At 60.5% G+C, this 6,836-nt stretch carries 6 protein-coding genes; 2 read left to right on the top strand and 4 right to left on the bottom strand.

Features of this window, described 5'->3' with window-relative positions:
• The coding region (locus EOC94_RS32625) for an NAD(P)-dependent oxidoreductase (protein ID WP_281032983.1) at window positions 1-497 on the top strand (497 nt) is incomplete at its 5' end.
• A gap of 2 nt (window positions 498-499) precedes the next feature.
• Here EOC94_RS32625 and EOC94_RS32620 read toward each other — a convergent pair.
• A complete protein-coding gene (locus EOC94_RS32620; protein WP_127295682.1) occupies window positions 500-1,609 on the bottom strand; it encodes a GlxA family transcriptional regulator in 1,110 nt (369 codons plus the stop codon).
• A gap of 101 nt (window positions 1,610-1,710) precedes the next feature.
• On the opposite strand from EOC94_RS32620, the gene EOC94_RS32615 reads away from it, so the two are divergent.
• On the top strand, window positions 1,711-2,775 hold the full coding sequence (locus EOC94_RS32615; RefSeq protein ID WP_127295680.1) for a GlxA family transcriptional regulator: 1,065 nt from the start codon (window positions 1,711-1,713) through the stop codon (window positions 2,773-2,775).
• A gap of 269 nt (window positions 2,776-3,044) precedes the next feature.
• Here EOC94_RS32615 and EOC94_RS32610 read toward each other — a convergent pair whose 3' ends face one another.
• The 3 genes from EOC94_RS32610 to EOC94_RS32600 form a co-directional block, all read right to left on the bottom strand.
• Entirely contained in the window at window positions 3,045-4,265 is a 1,221-nt protein-coding gene (locus EOC94_RS32610; RefSeq protein ID WP_127295678.1) for a CapA family protein, read from the bottom strand.
• A gap of 72 nt (window positions 4,266-4,337) precedes the next feature.
• Window positions 4,338-5,465: a serine hydrolase gene (locus tag EOC94_RS32605; protein WP_185928377.1), complete on the bottom strand. Its 1,128-nt coding sequence runs from the start codon at window positions 5,463-5,465 to the stop codon at window positions 4,338-4,340.
• A 555-nt stretch (window positions 5,466-6,020) separates the two neighbouring features.
• The coding region (locus EOC94_RS32600; RefSeq protein WP_127295674.1) for an ATP-binding cassette domain-containing protein at window positions 6,021-6,836 on the bottom strand (816 nt) is incomplete at its 5' end.

Here is a 6,836-nt window from a genome sequence, read left to right as displayed (position 1 = left end):
GCACGGAAGTCGCCAACCGCATCCGTGATTTCGGCTACGCCGTCAGTGGGTGGGACCGCAGCACTCGACAAATCGACGGGATCGATTGCTATTCCGGTCCGGGTTCCCTTCCGGAGTTCCTCAGCCGCAACGACGTGACTATCAATGCCCTCCCCCTCTCCCCGGAGACCCGGCACTTCCTAGACGGCAAAATTTTCTCGGCCATGCGCCCGGGCGGGTTTTTTATCAACATCAGCCGTGGGGCGGTCGTCCATGACGAGTCCCTCCTCGACGTCCTCGATCGCGGCCATCTCGCCGGAGCCGCATTAGACGCATTCGCCCAGGAACCGCTTCCTGCCGAGCATCGCTATTGGTCCCATCCCCAGGTGTTCGTCACGCCGCATATGTCCGGGGCAACATTTGCGTCGAGCGCTGTTGCCGTGATCGCCAACAATGTGCGCCGCCTTGAGCGCGGGCTGGAGGTCTTTCCGCTGTTCAACCGGGAAGCAGGCTATTGACCCTACCGACATACGGCCATGCCCTTGTTTTGGAGCAGAGCCGTGTCAGATCGAGTCTTACTTACGGCAGGGCGTTGCATTGACACGTTCAAAAACCGTCCGGCCGGAAGATTTCGGGCTTCATGAGGCGCTATCTGATGCGACTCTCGGAAACACCTCGAAAAGTGGGACGCGGACACGAAGCCGCAGGAAATCGCAATATCCAAGATCGGCATCGCCGACTGAGCGAGCAGAAGTTTCGCATGTTCCAATCGCAATTCCCGGAAATAGCGGCACGGCGAGCGGCCAAGGTCGTTGCGGAACAGGCGCTCGACTTGCCTTCTCGACAGCCCTGCTGCCGCCGCCAGGTCCGCCATGGTAAGCGGGGCGGCCAGATTCCTCTGCATTAACTCTATGAGTTTCACGACCCTGGGGTTGAGCCTGCCATGCTGGCGCAGAAGCGGCAGGCGCTGGCGCTCATCGCCCGTACGGACACGGCCAGCAACGGCAAGCTCCCCGACACTCACCGCGACAGGTTCGCCGCAATGATGTTTCACAAGCTCGACCATCATATCGAACGACGCCGTGCCGCCGGCGCAGCTCCAGATGTGGTCCTCGACCTCGTAGACGGTTGCTGCCGCCTCAATGCGCATGAACCGCTCCTTGAACGCCGGCAGCGCCTCCCAATGAACGGAGCACTTGCGGTCATTGAGCAGGCCAGCTTTGGCCAAAGCGGCGACGCCGCTTCCAAACGCGCCGGTCGCAATCCTGCGCTGCCTGCATTCGCGCAACCATGCGCTCAGCACTTTGGTTTCACGCCCTTCGTGAGGCTCGTCACCGCAGACCAGAGCCAACGAGGGGCGTTCAGACTGCATGAGGTATCTGCGCTCCTGGGCCAGGTCGGCCTCAGCCGCGACAACAATGCCGCAGCTTGCCCGCACGACGTCACCCACGTGAGAAACGGTCCGCCAGCGAAAGGCTTCCCGGCCGGCCGCTTTGTTGGCAAGGCGCAAGACGTCCAGGGCCGACGACAAGGCAAGGAGTTCGAAGCCGGGCGCCAAATAGAGTGCGACCGTAATCGGATCGGCGGCAGGAACGGACGCCCAGGCGTCTTGGGACCAGTGGTGGACCATGTCAGACTACTTTCCGCCGTATTCTCTCAGCGACGCGGGATAACCGACCCGCGCCATATTTGACCCACTGGGGAAATCGAAGAAAGGACGTTTGCGTCAGCATGGCAGTAGATTTGCGACGACGCCCCGGTTCATCGAAGAATCAGGCACAAAGGCTTGGTCAGGGCTCTGCTCCGCTGTCCGTCGGGTTCCTCCTGCTCCATCGGTTTACTCTTGGGGCGTTTGGCAATTTCGTCGATGTGCTGCGCCTAGCTGCAGACGACGGGGACCGGAGCCGCCCAATCCACTGCCAGTGGCGTATCATCTCACCCGACATGTCGCCGATCCTGTCCAGCTGCGGCGTTGCAATCTCTCCCCATGAAAGGATTGGAGATCTCCGCCGCTTTGACTATCTGGTGGTCGTTGGCGGAGTTCTCGAAGAGGAAAGCCTCCTGGTCGACACGCGTTTCGACGACCATCTGCGGAACGCTGCCGAGGTAGGCATACCGCTCGTGGGTCTGTGCACGGGCTCGTTCATATTGCACCGGGCCGGTCTGATGCACGGCTACAAATGTTGCGTCAGCTGGTTCCACAACTCGGATTTCTTACGGCTTTTCGACGGTCTACAGGCCGTTTCCGACCAGATTTTCGTCGTCGATCGAGATCGGCTGACCTGTTCGGGCGGAGCTAGCGCTGCGCACCTCGCGGCCTTTCTCGTCGACAGGCATCTCGGTAAGGCGCTAGCGGCCAAAAGCTTGCGGATCATGATGTTCAACGAGGCTGCGAAAGGTGAGACGGCCCAGCCGGCGGGAAGCCTGGAGGTTGTCGTTCGGGACGAAATCTTGAAACGGGCAGTGTTGTTGATGCAGGACCACCTCGAAGTTCCGCTTACCATCGGCCGTCTTGCCGGCAAGCTCAACCTGAGCAAGCGGCTGATCGAGCGCCGCTTCCGGTCCGAACTCCGTGCCTCTCCGCAGGCGGTTTACACGCAGATACGTCTCGATCATGCACGCCATCTTTTGCTAACGACCGACAAGTCGATTTCCAGCATTGCCCTGGAATGCGGCTTCTGTGACGGTTCGCATCTGAGCCGCGTGTTCAGCAGTTATTACAACCAGACTCCTCAGCGATTTCGATCGCAGGGCGCCACGCCCGATGCTATTCATAACGCATGTTATGGAAGGTAGATTCCTTAGTATATAACAATGGTTTAGCTTTGCCCTACAGATGATCCATAAGCGGGGCGAAACCTTCCGCGACAATCGCCCTTCTATCCCGCCAAATGACGGACTGGGTTTCCGTCCAACCGCGAAATGCAGTGCGGGGGCGATGCTGCGGAGGAATGGGGAAGGAGTTCCTTCAGCTCGCGCCGCCGGTCTTCGTCGCCGCAGCCTTCCAGTTCGTCGCCGAAGCTATGACCCACTCTGCTGTGGGAATCACCAGCCTTGGGGTGCGGTTACGCCAGATCGAACTTTCCGGCCCCTTCGACGACCTCGATGCGCGAACCATATTCCATCGACGCGGATGCAACCCTCTCCAGGATGCGATCGGCGGCTGCTCCGGTGGCCAAATGCGGCACCAGCCGGCGCTGCAGGACTTCATCCTTCAGCCCTTCCTCACCTCCTAGAATGACCGGGTGGAGGGTTAGAGATGTCAGCCGATGGTCCTGATCGAAGGAGCAGAGGCCGACGGCACTTTCCCAAACCTCGTTTGGCTTCCAGATATCCGACCGTGAATGGAAGATGAAATTGCCGAGACTGTGAAAAATCGGCCGGCCCTGATAGATTTCGATGGGCAAGAGCACCGGAACGCCATGGCTGATGAAGATCGCCGCACCTGCATCGATGCATTGCCGCGCGAAGGCGCTGATCCAGTCGGGCGACTGCAGCCAATCGCTCGCCCAGTGGTGATGGTGCAGATACGCAATTACCAGATTTCCAGCATCTGCGGCCGTTCGGATGGCCCGGAGATTGTTCTTAAGATCTTCTTGGTCGATCTCGACCGTTCGTTCGAACCGGTCCGACTTGCGAAAGGCCGCGCGCCCGATCCACAGTTCTCCTTGATTGAGCGGCGGCTGGTCCTCCGGCTCGTACAGTTCCAAGGAGGAGTATCCAGCCTTGTCGAGGATTGCCCTAAGGTGGCCGAAAGCCTCGGCATCGACGTCGAGAACCCGAGACATCCGGAGGCGATTGATGCCGGGTCGCTCTGGGCGGTAGTCGGTGGCGTCGGCCGCATACATCAAGTCGTCCCCCGGGCCACCATCCATGGCAACCATCGCGACAGCTCGGTTGCCGAATGTGGCGCTGGCTGGTCCGAGCGCCTCGCTCGCGTTGCGCCCAGTGCCCGCATGCAGGAACCCCCTCTTGCCGACCTCGTCCAACGTCGAGAGGATGCCCGAGGACCCCAGATCGAAGGCGTGATTGTTGGAGAGTGAGAGGGCCTTGAAGCCTATCTCCTGCAGCGCGTCCAGGACAACCGGGTTGCTGCTTCCGAACCAGTACCCTTTCATCGGCCATCCACCATGAGAGCCGTAGATTGTCCCCTCGAAGTTCGTGAATGCGAGATCCGCGCCCTTCAGGATCGCCTTGACCCTATCGAACTCCGGGCTGCAGACATTTCGCGTGTCGTGATGAATAAGGGACTGGCCGGTGACTGCCAAGGTAAAGCGGTCGTTCATTTAGGTGCCTTTCTGTCTAGATGCTTCCCGAGGCGGGCGCTTGGTGAATGTTGAGGGAGGGAAACGACCACCTCATAGCTCTGCAGCAAGATTAGCCATCATCTCCACGAGCTGATCGCTGAAGTTGCCGTCGGAGGCGCTCTTGTTCTCGATCACGCTGAAGTAGACGACGACAGTGCCGGTGTCAGGGTTTGCAAGCATGTACTGACCGCCCCAGCCGCCGTGGCCGAGCCAGGTGCCGTCGGTCATCGTTTGGCGGCTATAGCGGCGTGACTTCTGTAGGGAAGGCCCGGGATTGCGGCGGGTATCTTCGATGAAGGCGGCATCGCCCACGCGACGGCCGTCGACACCCTCGCCTTTGCGCGCGAAGAGCAGACCGTAGCGCGCGAGATCGCGGGCGGAGAGGCATGCGCCGCCGTCGACCAGCGGCACGCCCTCGCGGTCGCAGGTGATGTGGAAGCATCCTTCGAGGCCCGCTGCCTCGACGATCTCGATCAGCCAGTCGCGCAGCGCCCGGCCGCTGGCGCGCTCAATGACCCAGCCGATGATTTCGCTGTTGGTCGACTTGTAAAGCGCCTCGCCGGTGCGGTTCACGAGATTATCGCTAGTGATCCCACAGAGGAAGGAGCGAATTGTACCCTCCTTCTCGCCCTCCGGCGGCAGGCGCCAGCCTATGGCGCCCTCCATGTCCCACCACATCGTGTCAGGATCGCTGAGGTCCTCTGTGAAGTCGTTGGCGACATTCATATCGGCTGTTGTCTTGACGGTCGCCTCGGCGTAGCCCGTGCCGATCTCCGGCAGATAGGTGCCAACCCGCTCGTCGAGGTCCACCAGGCCGTCGGCGACGGCGCGGCCAAGCATGAGGTTCAGCGTCGTCTTGGTGATCGACTGGATGCTGTGTGTCCTGTTGGGACCAAAGTCCGGCGCATAGGCCTCGTAAAGGATGTGGTTGCCCTGCACCACGACGAAGGCGGAGAAATGCGGCATAGCGAGGAAGCGCGCGACGTCGGGCCGTTCCCCGATCGTCCAGTCGACCTGCTTTACCAGGGGCATGACCGAGGGTGCGCGGAAGGAGAGACTGTAACGAGCGATCCTGTGGAGGTTGTGGAAGCCGTGGCGGCGGTGGTCCGGCAGCTCCCAGCGCGGCTTGTTGTCGGCAGCTATGGCGAGGTCGGGGTTGGGGATCGAGGCGAGCGTCATGTGGCGGGTCCTCCAAGATGGGTTCGTTCGTGGATACATGGCCGAGGACCGCGTGTGTCTTGCGTCTTCAGCAACCTCCTGGTCGATGAAGGCAGGATCTGGATATCCACGTCTTAAAGCTGTTCTCGTTTCTCGGCGAAAATCATCGGGTTGGTACTGCGAGAGACACCAGCACCGAACATGGCGACGCTTAGCACGCGGTAGGTAGCTGGGTCTTGAGAGGCAGGCATCGCGCTTCCCGAAAGTCTCCGGCTACCTACAAGTAGGTTCCCGGATCGCATAATGATTACAGGGTCAATGCGCAGATTAACCTCCTCCGACAGCAGTCCTTCGCCCCTGCTCAACAGGGAAGCCAAACCGGCGGTATTGTATTCCAGACATTAACTCACCGTCATTTCGCACCTAATTTTTTCTGTTATCGCGACAAACGCAATGACGACGCCTAGTGAGCCTCGCCATGAGCGATCGCAGCCATCGCGCCGGACATTTTCCCGGTAATAGCGAGGTCCATTCGGTTGAGCAGCGCCATGGGAATCCCATCATCGTAGTCCCGACCTACGTGTTGCTGTGTTTCCGCCCCGTCGCGGCGGTGGGTACAAGCGCCTTCAGAACGTCAGTCATCTTGAGCGTGCCCACTCGGACTCCGTCCGAGTGCACCGCAAAGGATTTGTCGGCGGCGCCATGGGATCGCAGGATGGCCCGCTCCAAAGTGTCGTCTCCGTCAAGGACTTCCAAGCCATCGTCCTCCTTTGCTGTCTTATCCATCACCGACCGCGCGCGTAGCACTCGGGCCCGGTTGATATCGCTGACGAAATCTTCGATGTAGGGGTCTGCCGGGTTGAGGAGGATGTATTGCGGCTCCCCCTGCTGCACGATTTCCCCGTCCTTCAGGATCACCAGATGGTCCGCGAGCTTGAGCGCCTCATCGAGGTCATGGGTGATGAATACCACGGTCTTCTGGAGGTCCTTCTGCAGTTCCAGGAGAAGGTCCTGCATGCTTGACCGGATGAGCGGGTCCAGCGCGGAATAGGCTTCGTCCATGAGCATGAGCTCCGAGTTCGAAGTCAGCGCCCGCGCGAGGCCGACGCGCTGTTGCATGCCCCCCGAGAGTTGATGAGGATACAGCGCCTCCGAGCCCGCGAGGCCGACCCTGCTCAACCATTTGCGCGCCGTCTCGTCGGTTTTGGCCCGTCCGTCCCCGCGCACCGAGCATGGCATGCCGGCGTTTCGCAGGACGGTCTCGTGCGGCAGCAGCGCAAACTTTTGAAAGACCATGGACATCTGGGTCCGGCGCAGCTGCTGGAGCCGGATCCGGTCAAGCTTCATGATGTCTGTGCCGTTGACGATGACCTCGCCCGCAGTGGGGTCGAC

It is taken from the genome of Mesorhizobium sp. M6A.T.Ce.TU.016.01.1.1 (genome assembly GCF_003997065.1).
In the GTDB taxonomy this organism is placed as follows: Bacteria; Pseudomonadota; Alphaproteobacteria; order Rhizobiales; family Rhizobiaceae; genus Mesorhizobium; species Mesorhizobium mediterraneum.
The sequence above is the reverse complement of the archived record's forward strand: the minus strand, read 5'-3'. Positions and strand labels throughout refer to the sequence as shown.

Bases quoted from the DNA above. Each gene is read 5' to 3' on its own strand.
- EOC94_RS32620 (WP_127295682.1), bottom strand. From the start codon at position 1,609: ATGGTCCACCACTGGTCCCAAGACGCCTGGGCGTCCGTTCCTGCCGCC.
- EOC94_RS32615 (WP_127295680.1), top strand. From the start codon at position 1,711: ATGGCAGTAGATTTGCGACGACGCCCCGGTTCATCGAAGAATCAGGCA.
- EOC94_RS32610 (WP_127295678.1), bottom strand. From the start codon at position 4,265: ATGAACGACCGCTTTACCTTGGCAGTCACCGGCCAGTCCCTTATTCAT.
- EOC94_RS32605 (WP_185928377.1), bottom strand. From the start codon at position 5,465: ATGACGCTCGCCTCGATCCCCAACCCCGACCTCGCCATAGCTGCCGAC.